Source organism: Streptomyces zinciresistens K42 (assembly GCF_000225525.1).
GTDB lineage: Bacteria > Actinomycetota > Actinomycetes > Streptomycetales > Streptomycetaceae > Streptomyces > Streptomyces zinciresistens.
The window spans coordinates 1-23,017 of sequence record NZ_AGBF01000109.1; the positions used below are offsets into that span (position 1 = coordinate 1).

Sequence of the window (23,017 nt, forward strand, 5' to 3'; positions counted from 1 at the left end):
GTCACGGCGGCTTCGCCCGAGCATGTGGATCACCGCCACGGGACGGGTAGGGTCCGTGGCGTACGGCGCTTCAGCTGCAATGCCGCACTGGGGCAGTTCAAGGATCGGCCCGACGTCACAAGGCGGGCTGCTGCTTACCTGGAAGGAATCGCGTGGAAGCCAACACTCGTAGCACCGGGCGTCTGCCAGCTGCCTTCCTGACGCCTGGGTCCTCCTCCTTCATGGACTTCCTCTCCGCGCAGCAGCCGGAGTTGCTGCCGGGCAACCGCCAACTGCCGCCCACCAAGGGCGTCATCGAGGCGCCGCACGGCACGACCATCGTGGCCGTGACGTTCCCGGGCGGCGTCGTGCTGGCCGGTGACCGGCGGGCCACGATGGGGAACATGATCGCCCAGCGCGACATCGAGAAGGTGTTCCCCGCCGACGAGTACTCCGCGGTGGGCATCGCCGGCACCGCCGGTCTGGCCGTCGAGATGGTCAAGCTCTTCCAGCTGGAGCTGGAGCACTTCGAGAAGGTCGAGGGCGCCCAGCTGTCGCTGGAGGGCAAGGCGAACCGGCTGTCGACCATGATCCGGTCCAACCTGGGCATGGCCATGCAGGGCCTGGCCGTGGTCCCGCTGTTCGCCGGCTACGACGTCGACCGGGAGCGGGGGCGGATCTTCTCCTACGACGTCACGGGCGGCCGTTCGGAGGAGCAGGGGTACGCCGCCACCGGCTCCGGCTCGATCTTCGCGCGGGGCGCGATGAAGAAGCTCTACCGTGACGACCTCGGCGAGGCCGAGGCCACCACCCTCGTGGTGCAGGCCCTCTACGACGCGGCTGACGACGACTCGGCGACCGGTGGTCCGGACGTCGCCCGCCGGATCTACCCGATCGTCACCGTGATCACCGAGGACGGTTTCCGCCGGCTCGGCGACGACGAGTCCTCCGAGATCGCCCGCTCCATCCTGGAGCGGCGCCTGGCGCAGCCCGACGGCCCTCGGGCCGCGCTGCTGTAGCCGGCGGCCCGGTCTCATCAAGGTGATCCTGTGACTTCGACAGAAAGGGACGGATAACCGGTGTCGACGCCGTTCTATGTCTCACCCCAGCAGGCCATGGCCGACCGGGCGGAGTACGCCCGCAAGGGCATCGCCCGCGGTCGCAGCCTGGTCGTGCTGCAGTATGCCGACGGCATCGTGTTCGTCGGCGAGAACCCGTCCCGCGCGCTGCACAAGTTCAGCGAGATCTACGACCGGATCGGCTTCGCGGCCGCCGGCAAGTACAACGAGTACGAGAACCTGCGGATCGGCGGAGTGCGCTACGCCGACCTCCGCGGCTACACCTACGACCGCGACGACGTGACGGCGCGCGGTCTGGCCAACGTCTACGCCCAGACGCTGGGCACGATCTTCTCCTCGGCGGCGGAGAAGCCGTACGAGGTGGAGCTGGTCGTCGCCGAGGTCGGGGAGACGCCGGAGGGCGACCAGATCTACCGGCTGCCCCACGACGGGTCCATCGTGGACGAGCACGGCTCGGTCGCGGTCGGCGGCAACGCCGAGCTGATCAGCACCTACCTGGATCAGCGCCATGAGGACGGCATGACGCTCGCGGCGGCCCTGAAGCTGGCCGTGCAGGCGCTGTCGCGTGAGTCGAACGGCTCGCAGCGGGAGATTCCCGACGATCGCCTGGAGGTCGCCGTCCTTGACCGGACGCGTCCGCAGTCGAGGAAGTTCAAGCGGATCGTGGGGCGTCAGCTGGCGCGGCTGCTTGAGGCCGACGGCGCGGCCACGGAGGCCGAGAGCGCCGAGGAGCCGGAGGACTCCGGGAAGCCGTCCGGCGGCTCCGAGGAGTAGTACCGCCCCCGCTGTGCCGTCCGCTGTGCCCCGGCCGCCCGCCCGGCCGGGGCACAAGCGCGTCCGGAGAGCCGTCAGAGGCTCCCGGGCGGCGCTGTGGAGCCTCGTACGACCAGCTGGACCGGAATGTCGCCCCCCTGCGGCTCACGCCCCTCCAGGACGGCCAGGAGGGCCTGCATACCGCGTTCCCCGAACAGTTCGGCGTCGAGCCGGACGGTGGTCAGCTCGGGGTCGAGCGCGGTGGCGAGGGCCAGGTCGTCCAGGCCCGTGACGGACAGGTCGTCGGGGACCCGCAGGCCGAGGCGCCGGGCCGCCTTGTAGACACCGGCGGCCAGCTTGTCGTCGTCGCAGACGACCGCGGTGGGACGGTCGCCGCCGGGCGCGAGCGCGCTCTCGGCGGCGGCGAGGGCGCCGTCGATGGAGAGGGGCGCGCGGACGGTCCGCAGGGAGGTGCCGGGCACCGCGCCGAGCCCTGCGGCGAGCTCGCGCGCGCGGACCGCGAAGGTCCAGGAGGCGATGTCCGCGGCCAGGTGCAGGAAGCGGCGGTGGCCGAGGCCGAGCAGATGGGCGGCGGCCTGCCGGACGCCGTCGGCGATGTCCAGGTTCACCGTGGCGGCGCCGAGGCTGCCCGCGGGATCGCTGTCGAGCATCACCAGGGGCAACTGGTCGCCGCGGATGGCGGTGAGGGCGTCGGCGGCCATGGACGAGGCGATCACACCGTCGAGGGCCGCCTGGGCGGACGCGAAGGGGTCGCGGGCGGGGCCGATGCCCTCGGGGGAGGGGTAGAGGACGACGCCGAAGCCGTGCCGGGCGGCGAGGCGGGCGGCCCCGGTGTAGACACCCGCGAAGAACTCCGTGGTCAGGGCGGGCACGACCAGCAGCACGGTGCGGGTGCGGCCGAGGCGCAGGTTGCGGGCGGCGAGGTTCGGCCGGTAGCCGAGGTCGCGGGCCGCCGCGCGGACGCGTTCCGCCGTGGCGGCGGAGACCCGGCCGCGCCACTTGTCCCCGAGGACGAGCGAGACCGATGCCTGGGAGACGCGGGCCGCCTGCGCCACGTCCCGGCTGGTGGGCCGGGTGCTGCCTGATGCCACCGTCCGCCCGCTCCTTCGTCTGGACTCCCGAACAGCGCACATGGTACGTATGACGACGGACGTTATACGTAAAACCTCTCCTTGGAAGGGCGGCGCGGCCGATGACCGGCGCATACCTGGAGGTCCTCAGGGCGAGGCATGCCGCGCGCCTGCTCGCGGGCACGCTGGTGGGCCGGCTGCCGAACGCGGTCGCCGCCCTCGCCATCCTGCTGTTCGTGCGCGCCGAGGGCGGCTCGTACAGCCTGGCCGGCGGACTCGCGGCGGCGTACGGCGTCGCCAACGCCGTGGGCCAGCCGGTGCTGGGGCGGCTGGTGGACCTGTACGGCCAGCCCCGGGTGCAGCTGCCCGCCGCGCTGGCCTCGGCGGTCGCGACCACCGTCTTCGCCCTCGTCGGCATCGCGCCGCTGCCGCTCGCGTACGCGTCGGTGGCGGCCGCCGGACTCTTCGCGCCGCCCCTGGAGGGCGGTCTGCGGGCCCTGTGGGCCTCGGTCCTGCACAAGGAGGGCCAGGTCCACACCGCGTACGCGATGGACGCGGTGGCGCAGGAAGTACTGTTCACGGTCGGCCCGTTGCTGCTGACGCTGAGCGCCTCGCTGTGGTCGGCGCAGGCCGCGCTGGTGCTGCTGAACGTGATCGGGGTGCTCGGCGCCCTCTCCGTGGTGGTGTCGCCGCCCTCGCGCGCGTGGCGGTCGGAACCGCGGGAGGCACACTGGCTGGGGGCACTGCGCTCCCCGGGGCTGCTGGCCCTGCTGGCCGCGTTCCTGTTCGTCGGGATGGCGATGGGCTCGATCGCGGTGGCGGCGGTGTCGTACGCCGACGACCACGGCGGCGACGTGGTGTACGGCGCGCTGATGGCGGGCCTCGGGTTCGGCGCGCTGATCGGCGGCGCGGTGTACGGGGCCCGGCGGTGGGGCGGGGAGCCCGCGCGCCGACTGCGCTTCCTGGTGGCCCTTCTGGCGGTGTGTTACCTGCCGCTGACGCTGATGCCGGGGGTGGTCGGGATGACGCTCCTCGCGGTCCTCGCCGGGGTGTTCCTGGCACCGTGCATCGCCTGCGCCTTCGTACTGGTGGACCGGCACGCGCCGCGGGGGACGGTCACCGAGGCGTTCTCCTGGCTCGTGACGACGTTCACGGTCGGTGCCTCGGTGGGAACGGGCCTTGCGGGCCCGGTGGTCGAGACCGGAGGGGCCCTGTGGGGCTTCGCCGTACCGGGTGCGGCGGCTGCGGTGTCGCTGCTGGTGCTGCTGGCCACGGGACGGGTCCTCGCAGCTCCCGGCAGGGGCGGGGTTGTTGCGGCTTCACCGGAAAATGATCCAAACCGTGCCGTCGAACCCCGTTTCAGCTCGGGGGATCGGGCGTAATGTTCAGTCATGGACCGCCGCATTTTCGGGCTGGAGAACGAGTACGGCGTCACGTGCACGTTCAGGGGACAGCGCCGCCTGTCGCCTGACGAGGTGGCGCGGTACCTCTTCCGCCGTGTCGTGTCATGGGGCCGTAGCAGCAATGTCTTTCTTCGAAACGGCGCCCGCCTGTACCTCGACGTGGGATCGCATCCGGAATACGCGACACCCGAATGTGACAACGTGACCGAACTGGTCACCCACGACAAGGCCGGCGAGCGCATTCTCGAAGGACTCCTGGTGGACGCCGAACGACGCCTGCATGAGGAGGGAATCGCGGGCGACGTCTACCTCTTCAAGAACAACACCGACTCGGCGGGCAACTCCTACGGGTGCCACGAGAACTATCTGGTGGCACGGCACGGGGAGTTCTCCCGGCTCGCGGACATCCTCATTCCGTTCCTGGTGACCCGGCAGCTGCTGTGCGGCGCCGGAAAGGTGCTCCAGACCCCGCGGGGCGCGGTGTACTGCGTCAGCCAGCGCGCCGAGCACATCTGGGAGGGCGTCTCCTCGGCGACGACCCGGTCCCGGCCGATCATCAACACCCGCGACGAGCCGCACGCGGACGCCGAGCGCTACCGGCGACTGCATGTGATCGTGGGCGACTCGAACATGTCCGAGACGACCATGCTTCTCAAGGTCGGCGCGACCGATCTGGTGCTGCGCATGATCGAGGCGGGCACGGTGATGCGGGATCTGACCCTGGAGAACCCCATCCGGGCGATCCGCGAGGTCAGCCACGACATCACCGGCCGCCGCAAGGTGCGCCTGGCCAGCGGCCGGGAGGCCTCGGCGCTCGAGGTGCAGCGCGAGTACTACGAGAAGGCCGTGGACTTCTGCGAGCGCCGGGGGATCCGCACCGGCACCGTCGAGCAGGTCCTGGAGCTGTGGGGCCGCACCCTGGACGCGATCGAGGCCGAGGACCTCGACCGGATCGGCACCGAGATCGACTGGGTGATGAAGTACCAGCTCATCGAGCGGTACCGGGCCAAGCACAACATGACCATGTCGCATCCGCGGGTGGCGCAGATAGACCTCGCCTACCACGACATCCACCGCCGCCGAGGGCTGTACTACCTCCTGGAGAGGAAGGGGCAGGCGGCCCGCATCTGCAACGACCTGAAGATCTTCGAGGGCAAGTCCGTGCCCCCGCAGACCACGCGCGCGCGGCTGCGCGGCGACTTCATCCGGCGGGCCCAGGAGCAGCGCCGGGACTTCACGGTCGACTGGGTCCATCTGAAGCTGAACGACCAGGCGCAGCGGACGGTCCTGTGCAAGGACCCGTTCCGTTCGGTCGACGACCGGGTGGAGAAGCTGATCGCCGGGATGTGAGCGGGCGCGCGTGCGCCCGGCAGCCGGTGGGCCCGGGGCCCGGAGGTGTCGACACCTCCGGGCCCCGGGCTTTTCCGCCGGGGCGCGCCCCGGCACCGGCTCTCTCCGTGGCGGCGCGGCCCGGTCCGCCAGGGCTCCGGAGGGCGGCGTGTCGTGCTGCGGCCGGTGCGCGCGGCGCGTTCGTCGTACAGTGGCGCCCATTGCCCGCCACTCCCTAGCCCAGTGGGACTGATGAAACACAACACGAAACGCCACGTCGCCGCGCTGCTGGCCGTGCCCGCCCTGTTGTTCACCGCCGCGTGCGGATCAAACGGCGACGACAGCAACGGCGGCGGCCAGGCGGGAGTCGCCGAGATCGACGGCAAGGTCGGGGCCAAGCCCAGGATCTCCACGCCGAAGGACGGCGACCCGTCGCAGAAGACCGTGATCGAGACGGTCTCGCCGGGCAAGGGCGCCCCGGTCGGGGCCGACGACATCGTGCGGCTGGACTGGACCGTCGAGAAGTGGGGCGACAGCAAGGAACTGGGCGGCACCTGGCAGCCCGCGGCCGGTGGCGCGGCGCGCCGCCAGTCCGTCGAGCAGATCGGCAAGCCGAGCCAGCAGCTCCCGCCGAAGGTCCTCGACGCCGTCAAGGGCAAGAAGCCGGGAAGCCGGGTCCTGGTGCAGGGCACCGCGGGCGATCTGATCGGCCAGGGCCTGAACACGGCGTCCGGCATCGCCGCCAAGGACGTCCTGATCTGGGTGGTCGACGTCGTCGGCGCGGCCGGTGTCGACGCCAAGGCCGAGGTCAAGGGCGAGACGGCGGCCTCGGCCGCCGGTCTGCCCGAGGTGAAGGCGCCGTCGCGGAAGGCGGCGGTGATCACCGTCCCGGCGAACACCAAGGCCCCCGCGGACCTCAAGCAGCAGGTGCTGATCAAGGGCGACGGCAGGAAGGTCCAGGCCGGTCAGGGCCTGGTCGCCCAGTACACCGGGGTCAAGTGGGAGGACGGCAAGAAGTTCGACTCCTCCTGGGACAACAGCGGGGCGACCGCCTTCCAGATCGGCACCGGCTCGGTGGTGGCGGGCTGGGACAAGGGCCTCGTCGGCAAGAACGTGGGCGACCGCGTCCTGCTGGTCATCCCGCCCTCCCTGGGCTACGGCGCCACCCCCAACAGCGAGCTGGCCAAGAACACCCTGGTCTTCGTCGTGGATATCCTCGACGTCGTCTGACCGAGATGTCCGTGAACCGTTTCGCGGCCCGGGTCACGCAACAAGGAGTGATGAAGTGAGCATCGACAAGCCCGAGATCGACTTCCCGGGCGGCGAGCCCCCGGCGGACCTTGAGATCAAGGACATCTGGGAGGGCGACGGCGAGGTGGCCCAGGCGGGCCAGAGCGTCACCGTCCACTACGTGGGCGTCGCGTTCAGCACCGGTGAGGAGTTCGACGCCAGCTGGAACCGCGGGACCCCGTTCCGCTTCCCGCTGGGCGGCGGCCGAGTCATCAAGGGCTGGGACCAGGGCGTGCAGGGCATGAAGGTCGGCGGGCGCCGCCAGCTGACGATCCCCGCGCACCTCGCCTACGGCGACCAGAGCCCGACCCCGGCGATCCAGCCCGGTGAGACCCTGATCTTCGTGGTCGACCTGCTCGGCGTCTGATCGTCGCGGGCGATCGGGACGCGACCGGACCCGACCACCTGGGGCCCATGCCTGTCCGGGCATGGGCCCTCGGCTTTTGCCGGGCCGCCGCGGGGCGGTACGGTCATCGGTCTAAGCACCATAGGGAAGGCGAAGGGCGTCGATGGCCATTGCCAAGGCCGAGCGGCTCATGAACCTGGCGCTGTGTCTGCTCGGGACACGGCGGCCGCTGAGCAAGCGCGAGCTGCGTGAGTCCATCGAGGCATACCTGGAAGCCGGCACCGACGACTCCTTCAACCGGATGTTCGAGCGCGACAAGGACGACCTGCGCGAGCTCGGCCTGGTCATCGAGACGGTGGAGAACCTCGACGGTGAGGTCGGCTACCTCGCCGCCCGCGCCAGCAACCGCCTGCCGCCCATCACGCTGGACGCCGAGGAGGCCGCCGCCCTCGGCCTGGCCGCGAAGGTGTGGCAGCAGGCCCGGCTGGCCGGGGCCGCCAGCGGCGCCCTGCAGAAGCTGCGCGCGGCCGGACTGCCCGAGGACGTCGACCCGTACGGGCCGCACGGCGCGCTGGAGCCCCGGATCCCGGTGCACGAGGCCGCCTTCGAACCGCTGATGCTGGCCTGCCGCGACCGCCGCCCGGTCGTCTTCGACTACCGCAAGGCCACCGCCGCCCGCCCCGAACCCCGCCAGGTCGAACCGTGGGCGCTGGAGTGCTGGCGCGGCCACTGGTACCTCGCGGGCTGGGACCGCGACCGCGGTGCCGAGCGGGTGTTCCGGCTCTCGCGGATCACCGGCAAGGTCCGCAGCCGGGGCGGCCGCTTCGGCGCGCCCGTGCCGGACGTCGTCACCGTGCGCGAGACCGTCGCGGGCTGGGCGGGGGAGACCGCCGACCGCTCCGCGCTGATCCGGCTGCGCGCCGACGCCGGTTACCCCCTTCGGGCGAAGGCCACGGCGGTTCGGGAACTCGGCGACGGCTGGGACGAGTTGGAGATTCCGTACGGCCGTGGCCTGGACGCCTGGCTGGTGGAGTTCGGGCCCGACGTGGTGGTCCTGGAGCCCGCGGAGCTGCGGGCCGACGTGCTGGACCGGCTGCGTGCCGTGGCCAAGGGCTGAGGGGGAGCGGAGCAAGACAGTGGCAGGCAAACCGGTCAGGCCCGTCAACGCCATCGACCAGACCCGGCGGATGCTCTCCCTGGTGACCTACCTCCGGGAGCGCCCCGGCGCCCGGGTCGAGGACGTCGCGCGCGCCTTCGGCATCTCCGAGGACGAGCTGGTCTCCGACCTCGACGTGCTGCCCATGTGCGGCACCAGCTTCCGCGGCGGCGACCTGCTCGACATCGACACCGACGGCGAGCGCATCTGGTGGCACAACCCCGACGACGTGGCCGAGCCGCTGCGGCTCGCCGCCGACGAGGCGACCGCGCTGCTGGTGGCCGCGCGGGCGGTGGCCACGCTGCCGGGACTGCGGGAGAGTGACCGGCAGGCGCTGCTGCGGGCGACGGCGAAGGTGGAGACCGCGGCCGGCGAGGCCGCCGGCGCCAGCGCGCGGCTGTCGGTGACCTTCGAGGCCGAGGGCGGCGTCTTCGCCGACGTCGACCGGGCGATCTCCGAGCGCCGCCGGCTGTGGATCCGCTACTACTCGCCCGCCCGGGACGAGCTCACCGAGCGCGAGATCGACCCGATCCGCCTGGTCAGCGTCGGCCACACCTACGTCGAGGCGTGGTGCCGCCGCTCCGAGGCGCGGCGCACCTTCCGGCTGGACCGGGTCGCCGAGATCCGGATCCTGGACGAGCCGTCGGCCCCGCCCGAGGTCGAGCTGCGGGACCTGTCCGAGGGGCTGGTGCAGCCCGCGGCGGAGGACCCGGAGGTCGTCGTCGAGGTCGGCCCCGGCGGGCGCTGGGTGGCCGAGTACTACCCCCACGACAGCGCGGACGAGCTCCCGGACGGCGGGCTGCGCATCACCTTGCGCACCCCCGATCCGGCGTCGCTGCGCCGGCTGGCGCTGCGTCTGGGCCGGGACGGCAGGATCGTGTCGCCGCCGGAGCTGGCCGACAGCGCCCGGCACGCGGCCCGCGACGCGCTGGCCGCGTACGACGGGGTCGAGGCGCACCGGGCGCACGAGGTCCGGGGCGGTTAGGGCCCGGCGGTGGGGCCCGGTGGACAGGCAGTTCGGCAGCAGCCTTCGACAGGCAGGAGCAAGGGCTTTGAACGAGTCGGCGTCCGGTGTGCCGGGGATCACGGTGTCGTCCGCGTTCGCGGGGATGAGAAGCGCGACCCCGGTGGTGTTCAAGGCGGGCTGCCCGGACTGCCGGGGCAGCTTCGAACTCGCGGCCGGCGCCCTGCGGCTCGTCATCGGCGGCACCAGCCGGACGACGTTCTACTCGTTCACCTGCCCCGAGTGCGCGGTGTCCGTGCGCAAGCCCGCCGGGGAGCGGATCGTGGAGCTGCTGACCGGCGGCGGGGTCAGCACCCTGCGGCTTCACTCCGGGGTGTAGAGGGCCCGGCGCCCAGGTGGGGTGAACACCGCCTGTCGCGGCACTAGGCTCGGCGTCATGTTCTGGCCGATGTTCGCGGTAGCTGTGGGGTTCCTGGGTCTCGCCGTTCTCGGCGTGCTCGCCGTACGGGTCTTCCTGGAGGCCCAGCGCCTCGGGCGGCAGGTGGCCCGGTCCGCGGAGCGGATCGGCAGGGCCGCGGAGGAGCTGGAGCGCGCCAGTGCGAGCGCGGCACGCGCCGCGGACACCCTCTAGCAGTGCGGTGACCGGAAGGTCCACCGGCTCGGCGGGGCTTCCCGGCCGCGGCACCGGGGCACGTCAAAGGTTTGGGTATGAGTCCCGTCCCGTGCGCGTTTTGGGCTACTTCGCCCTGTCATCCGGATGGCACGGACAGGTACCCTGCTGGTCGCGGGGCGGAGAACGAGGCCCGGCCCGCGGACAGGGAGCAGTACGCACGGGGATTGCCTGACGTTCACCCCCCGGAGTTACGATCGCTGTCGACGCGATGGTTCGGACGCATGTCCGAGCGATCAGGCAGCACCCCCACCCAGTCGCCTCGGTGAGAAGGTAAAGACTTATGTTCGGAAGGCTCGGAGCCCCCGAGATCATTCTCATCCTCGTCGTCATCATCCTGCTGTTCGGCGCGAAGAAGCTTCCGGACATGGCGCGTTCGCTCGGCAAGTCCGCGCGCATCCTGAAGAGCGAGGCGAAGGCGATGAAGGACGACGGCAAGTCCGCCGCCCCGGCCGACCCGCCGCACCAGGCGGGCGACGACCAGCAGCCCCCCGCCCAGCGCATCATCCAGGCGTCCCCCGGCGACGTGAGCAGCTCCCGCCCGGTCAACGAGCCGACGGACACCACCAAGCGCTGACGCAGGGCCGGGCCCTGACGGGCCCGCCGCACGAGATGAGGACGTGGGTTGCTCAAGTCTGCCCAGAAGGAGAAGGATCCGGAGGGGCGGATGCCCCTCGCGGAGCATTTGCGCGAGCTTCGCAACCGGCTCGTGAAGAGCCTGCTGGCCATCGTCGTCACGACGATCGTCGCGGCTTTCTTCTACAAGGACATCATCCAGTTCTTCACGGACCCCATCCTCAGCGCGGTGGGGTGCGACTACAGCTTCGCCGAACTGGCCAAGACCACCGGTGACAGCCAGTGCGCGCGCATCGTGCAGAACGGACTCCTCAGCCCGTTCACCCTGGCGCTCACCGTGTCGCTGTCCTCCGGTGTGGCGCTCGCCGCGCCGGTCTGGCTCTACCAGCTCTGGGCCTTCGTCGCGCCGGGGCTGCACCGCAACGAGAAGAAGTACTCCCTCGGATTCGTGGCCGCGGGCTTCCCGCTGTTCGTGCTGGGCGCCTACTTCGCGTACTGGTCGCTGCCCAAGATGGCGTCCGTCATGCTGGAGTTCTCGATCATCGGCAGCGACAACCAGCTGCCCCTCGACGACCTCCTCCAGCTGATCATGCGGATGATCATCGTCTTCGGTCTCTCGTTCGAGCTGCCGCTGCTGCTGGTGATGCTGAACTTCGGCGGCGTGCTCTCCGGCGAGAAGATGGCCGGCTGGTGGCGCGCCATGATCATGGGCATCACCCTCTTCGCCGCGATCGCCACCCCCAGCACCGACCCGATCTCCATGCTGGCCCTCGCGGGCCCCATCTGGGTCCTCTACTTCGGCGCGACGGCCATCGCGGTGCTCAACGACCGGCGCCGGGCCCGCCGCGACGCGGAGGGCCCCGCCGACGACGAGGCGTCCGACCTCGATCTCACGCCCGAGCGCGTCGGCGAGGTCGAAGCCGTAGCCGCCAGCCGGACCCTGCCCGAACAGGCGACCTCCGAGCGGGTCAACGGCTACGACGACGTGACCTGACCCGCGTCCGACCGGGGACGACACGGCCGGGGCGCCCGCGGGACGCACCCGGCCGCCCCCGTCCCGCGGCCCCGGTCCGCACGGGTCCCGGGGGAGCCGGCGGCCGATCCGGATAATGATCGTCCCGTTGTCAGTGGCGCCCGGTACGCTCGAAAGCACGATGACAGAGGATCTCTCACCGGCCGAGCGGTACGCGGCAGCACGCAGGCGCGCTGCCGAGCAGGCCACGGCGCTCGCGTCCTTCCGCGAGATGTACGACTTCGGCCTCGACCCCTTCCAGATCGAGGCATGTCAGGCGCTGGAGGCGGGCAAGGGCGTCCTGGTGGCCGCTCCCACCGGCTCCGGCAAGACGATCGTGGGCGAGTTCGCCGTCCACCTCGCCCTGCTGCAGGGCAAGAAGTGCTTCTACACGACCCCCATCAAGGCCCTGTCGAACCAGAAGTACGCCGATCTGTGCCGCCGCTACGGCGACGGCACGGTGGGCCTGCTGACCGGTGACAACAGCATCAACTCCGAAGCCCCGGTGGTCGTGATGACCACCGAGGTCCTGCGGAACATGCTGTACGCGGGATCGCAGACCCTCCTCGGCCTCGGCCACGTCGTCATGGACGAGGTGCACTACCTGTCCGACCGCTTCCGCGGCGCCGTCTGGGAAGAGGTGATCATCCATCTCCCCGAGTCGGTCACCCTCGTCTCGCTGTCGGCGACCGTGTCCAACGCCGAGGAGTTCGGCGACTGGCTGGACACCGTCCGCGGCGACACCCAGGTGATCGTCTCCGAGCACCGGCCCGTGCCCCTGTTCCAGCACGTGCTCGCCGGGCGCCGGATGTACGACCTGTTCGAGGAGGGCGAGGGCCACAAGAAGGCCGTCAACCCAGACCTCACGCGGCTCGCCCGCATGGAGGCCACCCGGCCCTCCTACCAGGACCGCAGACGCGGCCGCGCCATGCGCGAGGCGGACCGCGAGCGCGAGCGCCGGCAGCGCACCCGCGTGTGGACGCCCGGACGCCCCGAAGTCATCGAACGGCTCGACGCCGAGGGCCTGCTGCCCGCGATCACCTTCATCTTCAGCCGCGCCGCCTGCGAGGCGGCCGTCCAGCAGTGCCTGTTCGCCGGACTGCGGCTGAACGACGACGAGGCCAGGGAGCGGGTGCGCGCCCTGGTCGAGGAGCGCACCTCCGCCATTCCCGCCGGGGACCTGCACGTCCTGGGCTACTACGAATGGCTGGAGGGTCTGGAGCGGGGCATAGCGGCCCACCACGCGGGCATGCTGCCCACCTTCAAGGAGGTCGTCGAGGAGCTGTTCGTGCGCGGCCTCGTCAAGGCCGTGTTCGCCACCGAGACCCTCGCCCTCGGCATCAACATGCCCGCCCGCTCCGTGGTGCTGGAGAAGCTCGTCAAGTGGAACGGCGAGCAGCACGCCGACATCACCCCCGGCGAGTACACCCAGCTCACCGGCCGGGCCGGCCGCCGGGGCATCGACGTCGAGGGACACGCCGTCGTGCTGTGGCAGCGAGGCAGCAGTCCCGAGCACCTCGCGGGCCTCGCCGGCACCCGTACCTATCCGCTGCGCTCCAGCTTCAAGCCGTCGTACAACATGGCGGTCAACCTGGTCGAGCAGTTCGGCCGGCACCGCTCCCGCGAGCTGCTGGAGACGTCGTTCGCGCAGTTCCAGGCCGACAAGTCGGTGGTCGGCATCTCCCGCCAGGTGCAGCGCAACGAGGAAGGGCTCGACGGCTACAAGGAGTCCATGACCTGCCACCTCGGGGACTTCGAGGACTACGCGCGGCTGCGCCGCGAACTGAAGGACCGTGAGACCGAGCTGGCCCGGCAGGGCGCGTCGCAGCGGCGCTCGGAGGCGGCCGTCGCCCTGGAGAAGCTCAAGCCCGGTGACGTCATCCACGTCCCCACGGGCAAGTACGCCGGTCTCGCGCTGGTCCTGGACCCCGGACTGCCCGCCGGGCGGTCCAACGGCCATCGCGGCTTCGACCACCACGACGGACCGCGCCCGCTGGTCCTGACCGCCGAACGGCAGGTCAAGAGGCTGGCGGCGATGGACTTCCCGGTGCCCGTGGAGGCGCTGGAGCGGATGCGGATCCCGAAGTCCTTCAACGCCCGTTCCCCGCAGTCCCGCCGGGACCTCGCCTCGGCGCTGCGCACCAAGGCCGGGCACATCCCGCCGGAGCGCCACCGCAAGCGGCGCTCGCAGGCGGCGGACGACCGGGAGATCGCCCGGCTGCGCAAGGCGATCCGCGCACACCCCTGCCACGGGTGCGACGACCGGGAGGACCACGCCCGCTGGGCCGAGCGCTACCACCGGCTGCTGCGCGACACCTCGCACCTGGAGCGCCGTATCGAAGGGCGCACGAACACCATCGCGCGCACCTTCGACCGCATCGTCGCCCTCCTCACCGAACTGGACTATCTGCGCGGGGACGAGGTCACCGAGCACGGCAAGCGGCTCGCCCGGCTCTACGGCGAACTCGACCTGCTGGCCAGCGAATGCCTGCGCGAGCGGGTCTGGGAGGGCCTCGGTCCGGCCGAACTCGCCGCCTGCGTCTCGGCGCTGGTGTACGAGGCGCGGGTCGGCGACGACGCGATGGCTCCCAAGCTGCCGTCCGGCAGGGCCAAGGCCGCGCTGGGCGAGACGGTGCGCATCTGGGGCCGGCTGGACGCGCTGGAGGAGGACTTCGGGATCAGCCAGACCGAGGGCGTCGGCCAGCGCGAACCCGATCTGGGCTTCGCCTGGGCCGCCTACATGTGGGCGAGCGGCAAGGGCCTGGACGAGGTGCTGCGCGAGGCGGAGATGCCGGCCGGTGACTTCGTCCGGTGGTGCAAGCAGGTCATCGACGTCCTCGGACAGATCGCCGCCGCCGCGCCCGCGGAGGGCTCGACCGTCGCGAAGAACGCCCGCAAGGCCGTGGAGGGGCTGCTGCGCGGGGTCGTGGCCTACTCGTCCGTGGGGTGAGGCACGGGGGAGCGGCCGCGGCTCCCGCGCGCTTCCCCGTGCCGGCCCCGCGCCGCGGCTACGTCCCTCAGCCGAGGACGACGAGCTGCCGGGTGGCCCGGGTCATCGCGACGTAGCGGTCCACCGCGCCCGCGACGCCCTCGCCGAAGCGGTCCGGCTCCACGAGGACCACCAGGTCGAACTCCAGGCCCTTGGACAGCTCCGGGGACAGCGAGCGCACCCGGTCCGTCGGGCGGAACGCGGGTGCGCCGATGACGCAGGCGGTCCCTTCGGCGTGCGCCGCCAGCCAGGCGCCGAGGACCGCGTCCAGCTCCCCGACCGCGCCGTGCACGACGGGCACCCCGCCGCTGCGGACGGACGTCGGCACGTTCGCGTCCGGCAGCGCGGCCCGCACGACCGGCTCCGCCTCCGCCATGATCTCCGCGGGGGTGCGGTAGTTGACGGTCAGGGACGCGAGGGCGACGCGGTGCAGTCCGACGCGGTCCAGGCGCTCCCGCCAGGACTCGGTGAACCCGTGCCGGGCCTGTGCGCGGTCACCGACGATGGTGAAGCTGCGCGACGGGCACCGCGACAGCAGCATCTGCCAGTCGGCGTCGGTGAGTTCCTGCGCCTCGTCGACGACGATGTGCGCGAAGGGACCGGCCAGCCGGTCCGGGGAGACCTCGGACAGTTCGGCGGTGTCGACCAGGCTGACCTTGGCGTCCTGGCCGCGCAGCATCGCCACCAGGCCCTCGCCGTCGTCCATGTCGGCGCCGGAGTCCGCGACCGCCTCGATCAGGTTGTCGACGACCCGCTCCATGCGCTCCCGCTGGGCGGCGAGGACGCTCGCGTGTCGGCGCCTGCGCCGGGCCGCGTCCGGATCGCCGAGGCGCTGGCGTGCCGCGTCCAGGAGCGGCAGGTCGGACACCGTCCACGCCTGCGGGTCGGCGCGCTGGAGCCGGCGCACCTCGTCGCGGTCGAGCCAGGGCGCGCACAGCCGCAGATAGGCGGGCACCGACCACAGGTCGCCGACCAGGTCGGGCGCGTCGAGCAGCGGCCACGCCCGGTCGAAGGCCGCGACCAGCTCCCTGTTGCGGGCCAGCGATCGGCGCAGCGACTCGGCCGTGACCTCGCCGTCGTCGTCCCCCCACGGGTCCTGCTCGTGCTTGTCGACCAGGATCGTGAGGACCTCCTCGAAGACCTGGTAGCGGGCCTCGTTGTGGGGGGTGCCGGGTTCCGCCGCTTCGAACGCCACCGCCCAGTCGCGGGCGGTGAGCGGGATCCGCGACCAGGGCGTGGTGACCGTCATCTCCCCGGTGGGCGGCTCCTCGTAGAACCGCACGGCCTTCTCGATCGCCCGGACCATGTCCACGGTCGACTTCAGCCGGGCCGCCTCGGGGTCCGGCTCGACGGTGGCCGCGGCCCCCTCGTCGACGAGGTCGCGCAGGACGCAGGTCTGCACGCCCTCCTCGCCGAGGCTGGGCAGGACGTCGGAGACATAGGCCAGATACGGCCGGTGCGGTCCGACGAACAGCACGCCGCCGCGGCGATGGCCGAGGCGCGGGTCGGAGTGCAGCAGGTAGGCGGAGCGGTGCAGGGCGACCACGGTCTTGCCGGTGCCGGGACCGCCGTCGACGACGAGGGCGCCCCGCGATCCGGCGCGGATGATGGCGTCCTGGTCGGCCTGGATGGTGCCGAGGACGTCCCGCATCCGCGGTGAGCGGCTGCTGCCGAGGCTCGCGACGAACGCCGACTGGTCGTCGAGCGCGGCATGCCCGTCCAGTGCGTCCGGAGTGAACACCTCGTCCCAGTAGTCGCTGATCCGCCCGTGCGTCCAGCGGTACCTGCGGCGGCTCGCGAGGCCCATCGGGTTGCCGTGGGTGGCCCCGAAGAAGGGTTCGGCGGCGGGGGAGCGCCAGTCGATCAGCAGGCGGCGGCCGGTGCTGTCGGTCAGGCCGAGCCGCCCCACGTACACGGGTCCGGTCCCGTCGGCGGCGACCATGCGGCCCAGGCACAGGTCCAGGCCGAAGCGGCTCAGGGTGCGCAGCCGGGCGGTCAGCCGGTGGATCTCGGTGTCCCGGTCCATCGCGTGGCGGCCCAGTCCGCCCGCCGCGCGGCGCTCGGCGGCGAGCCGGCCGGTCAGGTCGGTGATCGTCTCGTCCAGGCACCGCGCGATCGCGGCGAAGTGCGCCTCGTCCCCGGCGACGAGGGCCGGGTCGGCCTTGGCGGCCAGCCGTTCGGGCAGGGCGAACGGAGCGGTGGACGGCAGGCTCACCGCCCCGGCTCCGTCCGCGTGGCCCGTGGCCCCCTCGGTCTCGCGCGATCCGTTGGACAGCGACGACATTCGCACTACGATTCCCCGTTTCCGCAGGTCTTCGGCTCAGGCCGGTGATTCTGCGGCACGAGGGGGGTCTTGCCGCAAGCCCCCGGGTGCGCTATACGTTGAGAGTGGCGAGGAGTCCTGGGCTCCCTGCCCTTCTTTTTTGCGCGGGGCGGCCCGGGGTGCCCCGCGCGGGACGGCCGGGCGGCGCAGGCCCTCAGGTTACGGGACCCCGCCCGTCCCTTCGGAGGCCGGCCCTCGTCCGTCACCGTGCGTGGCTTCCGTACGCCCGTACGCCGTCACGCATCGTGTTCGATGATGATCTGAGCGTATAAATGGAGCCGAGCGTACTCCTGTCCCGCGCCCCTTTTCAGGTGCTTGCTGAATATGACTCAGCGATGATCCGGTCGGACTAAGCTCGCCCGCAGCGCACCGAGTTGAGGTGTATTCGTGCGCTTGTTCCCAAGAGTGCGGAAGATCCCGACATACCCATGACATTCCCCGCTGCAAGCTCCCCCTACACCCACCCGACCCAGTTCAGAGGGCCCACATGGTGAGCGTTCAATCCCCGCCCCGTCGCCGTGAACTCCCCTACACCCGCGTGCTGTTGCTGCCCGCCATAGTGATGGCCGCGGCGATCGGGGCCGCCGTCGCCGCGGTGGCGCAGCCGGCCCGGACGGCCGTCGGCGTGTGCGGTGCCGTGGCCATGCTCCTGGTGCTCGCCTCCGCGGCCGAGGCGGTGCGCCGCGGTCGCGCCCTGGCGGACCTGCGGGCCGAGGGCGCCCGTCACACCGCGTATCTGGAACGGCGCATCGCCGCCCACGACGAGGAGATGCACCGCCTCGCCACCGAGGTCGTGCCCGCCGCGATCGACCGGCTGCGCTGCGAGCAGTCGCCCCACGAGGTGATCCGCGACCTCGCCAAGATCGAGCCGTCCTACGCCCAACTCCCGCCGCCGCAGATCACGTTGGTGAAGTCGATGCTCGACATCATCGACCACGAGGAAGCCCTCCGCGACTCCGCGCAGCGCTCCTTCGTCAACATCGCCCGCCGGGTCCAGGCGATCGTCCACCAACAGGCCGCGGAACTGCGCGAGATGGAGGAGGACCACGGGCGCAACCCCGAGGTCTTCGACGACCTCCTGCGCATCGACCACGGCACGATGCTGATCGGCCGCCTCGCCGACTCGATCTCGGTGCTCGGCGGCGGACGCCCCGGCCGCCAGTGGCCCGACCCCGTCCCGCTCTACAGCGTGCTGCGCGGCGCGATGTCCCGCATCCTGGAGTACCGCAGGATCAAGCTGGACTCCATCGCCCAGGTCAACGTCCGCGGCATCTCCGTCGAGCCGGTGATCCACGCCGCCGCCGAACTCCTCGACAACGCCACCCGCTACTCGCCGCCCCAGACCGAGGTCCACGTCACCGCCACCGAGGTGCAGACCGGTATCGCGATCGAGATCGAGGACGCGGGTGTCAGCCTGAGCGAGGAGGCGCGGGCCCGGGTCGAGGGCATGCTGGAGCGCGCCAAGGTCGGCGGCGACCTCCAGGAGCTCGGCGAGTCCCCCCGGCTGGGCCTCGCCGTGATCGGCCGCCTGTGCACGGCGTTCGACATGCAGGTCTCGCTGCGCACCTCCGCGTACGGCGGTGTCCGCGCGGTGCTCGTGATCCCGCGCGAGATGCTCACCGGCGACCCGGCGCCCGGCTACGCCCACGGCATCGGTGCCGCAGCGGCGCCCAAACTCGGTCCCGGCGCCCTCGAAGGCCCCAAGCGCACGCCCAAGAAGCGCCGCCCCACCAGCCCGAAGATCCCCGCCGCCGTCGCCATGGAGGACGACGTCCCCGTGGTCACCGAATGGACCGCGGGCGGTCTGCCGCAGCGCAGGAGCCGGATGAAGACCCCGCTCAGCAAGCGGATCGCCGAGCAGGCGGCCATCGAACAGGCCGAGCGGGAGGGCCGCCCGACCGTCTGGTCGACGCCCGCACCCGAGCCCGAGCCCGCCCCGGCCGAGGACGAGCCCGTACCGGGCGCCTGGGTCGAGGCGTTCTGGAACGGACTCAAGGACAAGCCCGACCCGCTCACACTCCAGCCGCGCACCCGACCGGCCCGTGCCGAGGCCGACGACGAGGGGGACCTCACGTGATCCAGCAGCGAGCCAACTTCGACTGGATGCTCAAGGACTTGCACGACGGCGTCCCGGGCATCGAGATGATCGTCGTGCTCTCCGCCGACGGCCTGCGCATCGCCCGCTACGGCGGCGACCCCGACACCGCCGACCGCGTCGCCGCGGCCTGCGCGGGACTCCAGAGCCTCGCGAGCGCGGTCGCCTCGGAGATCCCGAACAGCGACGGCAAGATGAAGATGGTCCTGATCGAGATCAACGGCGGCTACTTCTACCTGATGGCCGCGGGCGCCAACGCCTATCTCGCCGTGCTCTCCGACACGTTCGCCGAGCCCGGACTGATGAGCAACCGCATGTCCGACCTCGTCGCCCGGATCGGCGCCCACCTCACCAGTCCGCCCCGGCGCAACGGGCAGGCCGTATGAGCCCTCCCCAGCGCCGGCGGCGCCGGCCCGCGGAACAGCCGCCCCCGCCGCCCGCACCGCCGCGGGCATCGCCCCGGCAGGGCGGGAAGCCCGAACGGCTCTTCGTGGTGGCAGGCAAGGACGACGGCGAGCGCGCCGAGCTCGACCTCGTGACGCTCATCGTGTCGAGCGCCGAACCGCCGCCCGCCGCCGCACCCGAGCAGACGGCACTGCTGCGGCTGTGCACCACACCCCTGTCCGTGGCCGAACTCTCGGCCTATCTGAACCTGCCGTTCAGCGCGATGACGGTCCTGCTCACCGACATGCTGACGGCCGAACTGGTGACGGCCCGCGCCCCGATCGTGCGCCGGTCCGTCGCCGACCGTTCCCTCCTCGAAGCGGTGATGCATGGACTTCAACGGCTCTGACACCCTCCCCGGCCCCCGGACCGAGGACCAGTTGCCGCACACGGCCGAGGCCGCGGTCAAGATCGTGATCGTGGGCGGCTTCGGTGTCGGCAAGACGACCATGGTCGGGTCGGTCAGCGAGATCAGGCCGCTGACCACCGAGGAGACCATGACGCAGGCCGGCATCGGGGTCGACGACAACTTCGGCTCGGACTCCAAGACGGCGACGACCGTGGCCATGGACTTCGGCCGCATCAGCATCACCGAGCAACTGGTGCTGTACCTGTTCGGCACCCCCGGCCAGGAGCGCTTCTGGTTCCTGTGGAACGGGCTGTTCGAGGGCGCGCTGGGCGCGGTCGTGCTGATCGACACCCGCCGCCTCGAAGTCAGCTTCGACGTCATAGGGCGGCTGGAGGAGCGCGGTGTGCCGTTCGTCGTCGCCGTCAACTCCTTCCCGGACGCGCCGCGTTACCCGCTCGCCGAGCTGCGCACCGCGCTCGATCTGGGCGAGGAGATCCCGATCGTGGAGTGCGACGTGCGCCGCCGGGCCTCCAGCCGGGACGTCCTGATGACCCTGATGACCTTCCTGCACTCGCTCGCGACGGCGGGCGCGCTCAGATAGGGCCCTGCGCCGCAGCGGGCCGGTCCCACCCGCCCGCCCAGCCTCGCCTTCTCCCGCCCGCCCCGTCCTCTCCCGCCCCGTCCCCCCAGCCGCCGCATGCACTCCGGAGCGACCACAGTGACGCCTGAATCCTTCTCCCCGACCGGTACGCACGACCACCCGCCCGGCACACCGCCGCCCGGCTGCCCCGCCCACGGCCTCGGCCCCGGAGGGCTGCACCGGCTGCACGAGGCCGAGGACCTGGACGGGCTCTACGAGCAACTGCGCGAGCAGCACGGGCCGGTGGCGCCCGTCCTCCTCCACGACGACGTGCCGATGTGGGTGGTCCTCGGCCACACCGAGAACCTGCACATGGTGCGCACCCCGTCGCAGTACTGCCGGGACAGCCGGATCTGGAACCCGCTCCTGGAGGGCCGCGTCAAGCCCGACCACCCGCTGATGCCGCACATCGCCTGGCAGCCGATCTGCTCCCACGCCGAGGGCGACGAGCATCTGCGGCTGCGCGGCGCGGTCACCGGCGCCATGTCGACCATCGACCACCGCGGCATGCGCCGCCACATCAACCGCTCCACGCAGCGCCTCGTCAACCGGTTCTGCGAGGAGGGCAGCGCGGAGCTGGTGGGGCAGTTCGCCGAGCACCTGCCGATGGCCGTGATGTGCGAGATCCTCGGCATGGCGGACGAGTACGGCGACCGGATCGTGGAGGCCGCCCGCGACATGCTCAAGGGCACCGAGACCGCGATCGCCAGCAACGCCTACATCATGGACGCGCTGATGCGGCTCACCGCGCAGCGCCGGGCCCGGCCGGAGGAGGACCTCGCCACCCACCTGATCAACCACCCGGCCCGGCTCACCGACGACGAGATCGGCCAGCACCTGCGCGTGGTGCTCATCGCCGCCTACGAGGCCACCGCCAACCTCCTCGCCAACGTGCTGCGGGTGGTCCTCACCGACCCCCGCTTCCGTGCCCAGCTCAGCGGCGGCCAGATGACGGTGCCCGAGGCGGTGGAGCAGTCGCTGTGGGACGAGCCGCCGTTCAGCACCGTCTTCGCCTACTTCGCCAAGCAGGACACGGAGTTGGGCGGCAGGCGCATCAGCAGGGGCGACGGGCTGCTCTTCGCCCCCGCCCCGGGCAACGTCGACCCGCGGGTGCGTCCCGACCTGTCCGCGAACATGATGGGCAACCGCTCCCACCTCGCCTTCGGCGGCGGCCCGCACGAGTGCCCCGGCGCGGACATCGGCCGCGCGATCGCCGAAGTCGGTGTCGACGCACTGCTCATGCGGCTGCCCGACGTCGAACTCGACTGTTCCGAGGAGGAGTTGTACTGGCGGCAGTCGATCGCCGCGCGCCACCTCGTCGAACTGCCCGTCCGCTTCGCCCCCAAGCCCCCGCAGGACGTCAAGCAGCGGCCGGGCCGGGCCACGGTCCCGCCGCAGCGCGCCGCCTGGCAGGTGAGCACGGCCCCGCCGGCGCCCGCCCCGGCCGCGGAGCCGCCCGCGTTCCCGAGGCAGGCCCCGCCCGCCCCGGAACCGGTCCGGCAGGACGGCGCCTGGCGGCGGTTCCTGCGCTGGTGGCGCGGCTACTGACCGGCCCAGTCGCGGTACGAGTCCCAGGCGCCGAGGGTCCTCGTGCTGCGGAACCGGTGGGCCGCCCCCGTCACCGGGTCGGTGAACTCCAGGGTTCGCGCGAGCAGTTGCAGCGGGCGCCGGAAGTCACCGGCCGGTACGGGGGCGGCCACCTGCGGATACAGCGGGTCGCCGAGGATCGGCACCCCGAGGGCGTTGAGGTGGACGCGCAGCTGATGGGTCTGCCCGGTGGTGGGCAGCAGCCGGTACCGGCCCAGTCCGTCGGCGCGGTGCTCGGTCAGCTCGACCCGGGTGACGGCGTTGGGCTCACCGTCGATCTCGCGTGCGGCGAGCACCCCGCGCTCCTTGAGGATGCGGCTGCGCACCGTCCGGGGCAGGGCGAGCGCGGCCTCGTACGGCGCCACGGCCTCGTACTCCTTGTGCACCCGCCGGTCGCGGAACAGCGCCTGGTAGGCGCCGCGTTCCCGCGGCCGGACGGTGAACAGCACCAGCCCGGCGGTGAGCCGGTCGAGGCGGTGCGCGGCGCCCAGCGAGGGCAGGTCCAGTTCCGTGCGGAGCCGGGCGAGCGCGGTCTGGGTGACATGGCTGCCGCGCGGTGTGGTGGCGAGGAAGTGCGGTTTGTCGGCGACGACGATGTGCGCGTCGCGGTGGACGACCTTCACCGGGAACGGCACCGCGGTCTCCGCGCGCAGCTCGCGGTGGAACCACACGAACATGCCCGGCTCGTACGGGGCGTCCGCCCGCACCGGTGCACCGTCCGCGCCGACGATCAGGCCCGCGTCGAACATCCCGGCGACGACGCCCGGCCCGGCGGCCGCGAGCCGCTGCACGAGGTGCTCGCGCACGGTGGCCCAGGTCCCCTCGAAGGGCAGCCGCACCCGCGCCGCGTCGATGCCGTCGCGCTGCGGCAGCGGGGAGGGCGGGGGCTGGGTGCGGCGTCTCATCACCAGGAAGCCTACGGGGCGGGCGGGGCGCGCGGGC

22 protein-coding genes are annotated in these 23,017 nt (G+C 72.0%); 19 read left to right on the forward strand and 3 right to left on the reverse strand.

Annotated features, from left to right (window positions below; all coding sequences use genetic code 11):
* The 3 genes from SZN_RS38975 to prcA form a co-directional block, all read left to right on the forward strand.
* A partial coding sequence (locus SZN_RS38975; protein WP_043732824.1) for an endonuclease domain-containing protein occupies positions 1-201 on the forward strand: 201 nt, incomplete at its 5' end.
* Positions 153-998: a proteasome subunit beta gene (prcB, locus tag SZN_RS24320; RefSeq protein ID WP_043732800.1), complete on the forward strand. Its 846-nt coding sequence runs from the start codon at positions 153-155 to the stop codon at positions 996-998. The genes SZN_RS38975 and prcB, both read left to right, overlap by 49 nt.
* Before the next feature lie 60 nt (positions 999-1,058).
* A complete protein-coding gene (prcA, locus tag SZN_RS24325) occupies positions 1,059-1,832 on the forward strand; it encodes a proteasome subunit alpha (protein ID WP_007499788.1) in 774 nt (257 codons plus the stop codon).
* Positions 1,833-1,906: 74 nt separating this feature from the next.
* Here the strand turns inward: prcA and SZN_RS24330 are convergent, their stop codons facing one another.
* Positions 1,907-2,923 (reverse strand): LacI family DNA-binding transcriptional regulator, encoded by a 1,017-nt coding sequence (locus tag SZN_RS24330; RefSeq protein ID WP_007499789.1) that lies wholly within the window; start codon positions 2,921-2,923, stop codon positions 1,907-1,909.
* 101 nt (positions 2,924-3,024) lie between these two features.
* On the opposite strand from SZN_RS24330, the gene SZN_RS24335 reads away from it, so the two are divergent.
* The 11 genes from SZN_RS24335 to SZN_RS24385 all read left to right on the forward strand — a co-directional run bounded on the left by SZN_RS24335 (position 3,025) and on the right by SZN_RS24385 (position 14,598).
* Entirely contained in the window at positions 3,025-4,284 is a 1,260-nt protein-coding gene (locus SZN_RS24335) for an MFS transporter (protein ID WP_007499790.1), read from the forward strand.
* Positions 4,285-4,293: 9 nt separating this feature from the next.
* On the forward strand, positions 4,294-5,655 hold the full coding sequence (gene pafA / locus SZN_RS24340; protein ID WP_007499792.1) for a Pup--protein ligase: 1,362 nt from the start codon (positions 4,294-4,296) through the stop codon (positions 5,653-5,655).
* Positions 5,656-5,886: 231 nt separating this feature from the next.
* Positions 5,887-6,864 carry an FKBP-type peptidyl-prolyl cis-trans isomerase gene (locus tag SZN_RS24345; protein WP_007499794.1) on the forward strand — a complete coding sequence of 326 codons (978 nt, stop codon included), beginning with the start codon at positions 5,887-5,889 and terminating at the stop codon, positions 6,862-6,864.
* A gap of 55 nt (positions 6,865-6,919) precedes the next feature.
* Entirely contained in the window at positions 6,920-7,291 is a 372-nt protein-coding gene (locus SZN_RS24350; protein WP_007499795.1) for an FKBP-type peptidyl-prolyl cis-trans isomerase, read from the forward strand.
* A 142-nt stretch (positions 7,292-7,433) separates the two neighbouring features.
* Positions 7,434-8,387 (forward strand): helix-turn-helix transcriptional regulator, encoded by a 954-nt coding sequence (locus SZN_RS24355; protein ID WP_007499797.1) that lies wholly within the window; start codon positions 7,434-7,436, stop codon positions 8,385-8,387.
* 19 nt (positions 8,388-8,406) lie between these two features.
* Complete coding sequence (locus SZN_RS24360; protein ID WP_007499799.1) at positions 8,407-9,411, forward strand: helix-turn-helix transcriptional regulator; 1,005 nt, start codon at positions 8,407-8,409, stop codon at positions 9,409-9,411.
* Positions 9,412-9,478: 67 nt separating this feature from the next.
* A complete protein-coding gene (locus tag SZN_RS24365; protein ID WP_007499801.1) occupies positions 9,479-9,769 on the forward strand; it encodes a hypothetical protein in 291 nt (96 codons plus the stop codon).
* A 57-nt stretch (positions 9,770-9,826) separates the two neighbouring features.
* Entirely contained in the window at positions 9,827-10,021 is a 195-nt protein-coding gene (locus SZN_RS24370; protein ID WP_043732806.1) for a hypothetical protein, read from the forward strand.
* A gap of 322 nt (positions 10,022-10,343) precedes the next feature.
* Entirely contained in the window at positions 10,344-10,637 is a 294-nt protein-coding gene (gene tatA, locus SZN_RS24375) for a Sec-independent protein translocase subunit TatA (protein WP_007499804.1), read from the forward strand.
* Positions 10,638-10,685: 48 nt separating this feature from the next.
* Entirely contained in the window at positions 10,686-11,630 is a 945-nt protein-coding gene (gene tatC, locus SZN_RS24380; protein ID WP_007499806.1) for a twin-arginine translocase subunit TatC, read from the forward strand.
* A 115-nt stretch (positions 11,631-11,745) separates the two neighbouring features.
* Positions 11,746-14,598, forward strand: a complete 2,853-nt coding sequence (locus SZN_RS24385) for a DEAD/DEAH box helicase (protein WP_043732809.1) — start codon at positions 11,746-11,748, stop codon at positions 14,596-14,598.
* Positions 14,599-14,665: 67 nt separating this feature from the next.
* Here the strand turns inward: SZN_RS24385 and helR are convergent, their stop codons facing one another.
* Complete coding sequence (gene helR / locus SZN_RS24390) at positions 14,666-16,921, reverse strand: RNA polymerase recycling motor ATPase HelR (RefSeq protein WP_007499809.1); 2,256 nt, start codon at positions 16,919-16,921, stop codon at positions 14,666-14,668.
* Positions 16,922-17,447: 526 nt separating this feature from the next.
* Here helR and SZN_RS24395 point away from each other — a divergent pair.
* The 5 genes from SZN_RS24395 to SZN_RS24415 all read left to right on the forward strand — a co-directional run bounded on the left by SZN_RS24395 (position 17,448) and on the right by SZN_RS24415 (position 22,036).
* Entirely contained in the window at positions 17,448-19,037 is a 1,590-nt protein-coding gene (locus SZN_RS24395) for a sensor histidine kinase (RefSeq protein ID WP_078508905.1), read from the forward strand.
* Positions 19,034-19,441, forward strand: coding sequence for a roadblock/LC7 domain-containing protein (locus SZN_RS24400; RefSeq protein ID WP_007499813.1), 408 nt, complete (start codon positions 19,034-19,036; stop codon positions 19,439-19,441). The genes SZN_RS24395 and SZN_RS24400 overlap by 4 nt, the downstream gene beginning before the upstream one ends.
* Positions 19,438-19,848, forward strand: a complete 411-nt coding sequence (locus SZN_RS24405) for a DUF742 domain-containing protein (RefSeq protein WP_043732816.1) — start codon at positions 19,438-19,440, stop codon at positions 19,846-19,848. Before SZN_RS24400 ends, SZN_RS24405 begins: the two co-directional genes overlap by 4 nt.
* Entirely contained in the window at positions 19,829-20,449 is a 621-nt protein-coding gene (locus SZN_RS24410) for a GTP-binding protein (RefSeq protein WP_007499817.1), read from the forward strand. The genes SZN_RS24405 and SZN_RS24410 overlap by 20 nt, the downstream gene beginning before the upstream one ends.
* 117 nt (positions 20,450-20,566) lie before the next feature.
* Positions 20,567-22,036 carry a cytochrome P450 gene (locus SZN_RS24415; RefSeq protein ID WP_007499819.1) on the forward strand — a complete coding sequence of 490 codons (1,470 nt, stop codon included), beginning with the start codon at positions 20,567-20,569 and terminating at the stop codon, positions 22,034-22,036.
* Here the strand turns inward: SZN_RS24415 and SZN_RS24420 are convergent.
* Positions 22,030-22,980 (reverse strand): RluA family pseudouridine synthase, encoded by a 951-nt coding sequence (locus SZN_RS24420; RefSeq protein ID WP_043732820.1) that lies wholly within the window; start codon positions 22,978-22,980, stop codon positions 22,030-22,032. The two genes, SZN_RS24415 and SZN_RS24420, sit on opposite strands and share 7 nt — an antisense overlap.
* Positions 22,981-23,017 lie beyond the last annotated feature (37 nt).

Excerpts from the sequence above, each read along its gene's own strand:
- SZN_RS24410 (WP_007499817.1), top strand. The coding sequence starts at position 19,829 with ATGGACTTCAACGGCTCTGACACCCTCCCCGGCCCCCGGACCGAGGAC.
- SZN_RS24405 (WP_043732816.1), top strand. The coding sequence starts at position 19,438 with ATGAGCCCTCCCCAGCGCCGGCGGCGCCGGCCCGCGGAACAGCCGCCC.
- SZN_RS24370 (WP_043732806.1), top strand. The coding sequence starts at position 9,827 with ATGTTCTGGCCGATGTTCGCGGTAGCTGTGGGGTTCCTGGGTCTCGCC.
- SZN_RS24385 (WP_043732809.1), top strand. The coding sequence starts at position 11,746 with ATGATCGTCCCGTTGTCAGTGGCGCCCGGTACGCTCGAAAGCACGATG.
- SZN_RS24345 (WP_007499794.1), top strand. The coding sequence starts at position 5,887 with ATGAAACACAACACGAAACGCCACGTCGCCGCGCTGCTGGCCGTGCCC.
- tatA (WP_007499804.1), top strand. The coding sequence starts at position 10,344 with ATGTTCGGAAGGCTCGGAGCCCCCGAGATCATTCTCATCCTCGTCGTC.
- SZN_RS24395 (WP_078508905.1), top strand. The coding sequence starts at position 17,448 with ATGGTGAGCGTTCAATCCCCGCCCCGTCGCCGTGAACTCCCCTACACC.
- SZN_RS24420 (WP_043732820.1), bottom strand. The coding sequence starts at position 22,980 with ATGAGACGCCGCACCCAGCCCCCGCCCTCCCCGCTGCCGCAGCGCGAC.
- SZN_RS24355 (WP_007499797.1), top strand. The coding sequence starts at position 7,434 with ATGGCCATTGCCAAGGCCGAGCGGCTCATGAACCTGGCGCTGTGTCTG.
- pafA (WP_007499792.1), top strand. The coding sequence starts at position 4,294 with ATGGACCGCCGCATTTTCGGGCTGGAGAACGAGTACGGCGTCACGTGC.
- SZN_RS24335 (WP_007499790.1), top strand. The coding sequence starts at position 3,025 with ATGACCGGCGCATACCTGGAGGTCCTCAGGGCGAGGCATGCCGCGCGC.
- helR (WP_007499809.1), bottom strand. The coding sequence starts at position 16,921 with ATGTCGTCGCTGTCCAACGGATCGCGCGAGACCGAGGGGGCCACGGGC.